This window comes from Acetobacter garciniae (assembly GCF_017377735.1).
GTDB classification, from domain to species: domain Bacteria; phylum Pseudomonadota; class Alphaproteobacteria; order Acetobacterales; family Acetobacteraceae; genus Acetobacter; species Acetobacter garciniae.
The window spans coordinates 1-3255 of record NZ_JAFVMH010000027.1; the positions used below are offsets into that span (position 1 = coordinate 1).

Consider the following 3255-nt stretch of genomic DNA (forward strand, 5'->3'; position numbering starts at 1 on the left):
TGCGCGGATTTTCATGACGGGTTGAGAGGGTGGGAGAGAGTCTCCTGTCCGCCCGTCATGGAGTTTTTCGCCATGGCGACCGCTATTCCCAAAATCATCCTGAGTTCCTCCCGTGATATTCCGTTCAACAGGTTGGTGCTGTCTCAGTCCAACGTCCGGCGTGTGAAGTCCGGCCTGTCGATCGAGGAACTGGCCCGCGACATCGAGCGTCGTGGGCTGCTGCAGAGCCTGAATGTCCGTCCCATCCTTGACGGCGAAGGGGTCGAGACCGGTACCTATGAAGTCCCGGCCGGTGGGCGTCGTTTCCGTGCTCTCGAACTGCTGGTGAAGCAGAAGAAACTGGCGAAGACTGCCCCGGTGCCGTGCGTGGTGCGCGAGGCCGGATCGGCCATTCTCGCCGAAGATGATTCCCTGGCCGAAAATGTCCAGCGGGTAGCCCTGCATCCGCTGGACCAGTTCCGCGCCTTCCGTGACATGCTGGAAAAAGGCATGTCTGAAGAGGAAATCGCCGCAACGTTCTTCGTCGCACCGGCCGTGGTCAAACAGCGCCTGCGGCTGATGACCGTGTCCGACAAGCTGCTTGAGATCTACGAGCAGGACGGCATGAAGCTGGAACAGCTGATGGCCTTTTCCATCAGCGATGACCATGCCCGGCAGGAGCAGGTCTGGGAGATCGTGTCCCAGAGCCATAACCGTGAACCCTATGTCATCCGCCGCATGCTGACAGAAAAGACCGTGCGCGTTTCAGACGCCCGTGCCCGCTTCGTGGGGCTGGATGCCTATCTTGCCGCTGGTGGCCACGTTATGCGTGACCTGTTCGAGGCCGATGATGGCGGCTGGCTGCAGGATCCGGCCATTCTGGACCGGCTGGTCATGGAAAAACTGCACGCAGCCGCCGAAGATATCCGTGCTGAGGGCTGGAAATGGATTGAAACCGCCCTGTCATTCCCATGGGGTCACACACGGCATTTCGCTGAGATCGACGGCAGGGAAATGCCGCTGACCGATGAAGAGACAGCCCGTCTCGAAGCCCTGCGTGTCGAGCAGGAAACTATCGAGGCCGAATATGCTCAGGCCGATGAATACCCCGATGAGGTGGATGCAAGACTGGGCGAGATCGAGCAGGCCATTCTTGCCCTGGAAGAACGGCCTCTGGCGTTCGATCCCGCTGACATGGCGCGGGCAGGGGCTTTTGTCAGTCTCGACAGCGATGGCACGCTGCAGGTGGAGCGGGGGTTCGTGCTGCCCGAGGACATGCCGGCTGGGCCGGAAGAGACCGATAATGCCTATGGTTCGGATGAATACGATCACCCCGCGTATGATGGGCAGGATGAACGTCTTACGGGTTATGGTGGCGATGAAGGCGAAGTGAGCGATAGCGTTACTGCTGACGTCGAACCCGAGGAAGAAGACGGGATCAAGCCGCTGCCCGACCGGTTGCTCACCGAACTGACGGCCTGGCGCACGCTGGCCCTGCGGGATGCGTTTGCCGGCAACCCGCATATCGCCCTGACCGAACTGCTGCACACCTTGGTGCGCGATGTTTACTGGCAGACATCCGGCGCGGATTGCCTGGAAGCCTATGTCCGGGAAATCCCGCTGCCGATCCATTCGCCCGACATGCCGGGCAGCCTTCCAGCCCATGCGCTGCGCCAGCGCAACGAGGGCTGGAAGCATGATCTGCCGGATGACGAGGATGCGCTGTGGCGCTGGATCGACGGGCTGGACGATGCCAGCCGCATGGCTCTGCTGGCCCACTGCCTGTCTTTCGGGGTCAACGCGCTCTACGAGCGCATGCCCGCCTATGGCGCGGTGTCCCAGCGCAGCGTCACCGAGCGTCTCAAACGGGCAGACCGTCTGGCATCGGCCCTCAGTCTCGACATGGTGGAGGCGGGCTGGCAGCCCACGGTCGAGAACTATCTCGGTCGGGTGACCAAGGCCCGTATCCTGCAGGCGGTGCGGGAAGCGCGCGGCGATGAGGCGGCCGAGCGCATCGCCCACCTGAAGAAGCCTGACATGGCCCGCGAGGCCGAGCAGCTGCTGGATGGTTCGGGCTGGCTGCCCGAGGCGTTGCGCACGACAGGTGGTGCAGAGCAGGTGCCGGTTGAAACGGCAACGGTGGACGAGGGTATGGAGGCTATCGCCGCCGAGTAGCCTTTATGAGGTCTGGAACTTTGAGACAGCGGCTTCCGATACCCGGAAGCCGCTTTTTTCATGTCCGGTGCCCGGAAAGAGGAAGAGGGCGGCTTCGCCTCTGGTGCCGAATAACCGGCATAGAGGAGAGTTTTCCATGACCACGACCACCATCCTGCCCCCTGCGTCCCATGGTGCAGCTTCCGGCGGCTTCCGGATTGATCCGTCCCGTGGCACCCGCAGCGCCCGCGTCTCGTCCGAATGGTTTTCCCGCCCGGATGACGAGCGGTATCTCTCGCTGTCCGATCTGCACGCCGCCACACTGGCGCGCGCGGATCGGGCCACGGCCCGCACGGTGGAAAGCCGCGCCATCCGTGTCGAGGCTGCTCGCGACAATGCCGAGCGTCTGACCCTGACCGTGCCGGGACAACATGAGCCGATCGCACCGACGCACTGGTCCTTTGGCCAGATGTGCAGTCTGGTGGGGGCACCATCGTCGTACCTGCGTAACCTGCCGGCCCCACTGGCGGCGATCAATCTGCAGCACGGGCTGCTGTCGCACCGCGCAGAACTGGTGAAAACGCTGGAAACCGAGGACGGCCGCGTCGAACTGCGCGCCGTCACGGGGCCGGATTACGGCCGTATCTGGGACCATGAACTGGTCGGCGCGGTGCGGAAGATCGCCGGCGATGGCACAGGCGATACCAACTGGAAGGTGCCTGGTGTCATCGACTGGGCCACCATGACCCATAATCCGTACGTGGACATCACGAAGGAAACCACGACGCTCTACGCATCAGACAGGGATGTGTTCCTGTTTTTGGTCGACGATACACACCCGATTGAAGCTGGCCGTTTGCCCAACGGCGACCCCGATCTCTATTTCCGGGGTTTCTATGCCTGGAACTCGGAAGTCGGCAGCAAGAGCCTTGGCATCGCGTCATTCTATCTGCGCGGAGTGTGCCAGAACAGAATGTTGTGGGGCGTGGAGAATTTCGAACAGATCACGATCCGGCATAGCAAGTTCGCAGCCTCGCGTTTCGTGCATCAGGCGACACCGGCGCTCCGGAATTTCGCCACGGCCAGTCCGGTCTCGTTCACCTCGGGCATTCAGGCCTCGCG

The 3255-nt window shown here is 62.3% G+C and carries 2 protein-coding genes; both read left to right on the top strand.

From position 1 onward, the window contains the following. Positions 1–72 precede the first annotated feature (72 nt). Positions 73–2154: a ParB/RepB/Spo0J family partition protein gene (locus tag J2D77_RS16975; RefSeq protein WP_207847707.1), complete on the top strand. Its 2082-nt coding sequence runs from the start codon at positions 73–75 to the stop codon at positions 2152–2154. A gap of 136 nt (positions 2155–2290) precedes the next feature. After that, positions 2291–3255 (top strand): DUF932 domain-containing protein (locus J2D77_RS16980; protein ID WP_207847706.1); only part of this gene is annotated, 965 nt, incomplete at its 3' end.

Excerpts from the sequence above, each read along its gene's own strand:
- J2D77_RS16975 (WP_207847707.1), top strand. The coding sequence starts at position 73 with ATGGCGACCGCTATTCCCAAAATCATCCTGAGTTCCTCCCGTGATATT.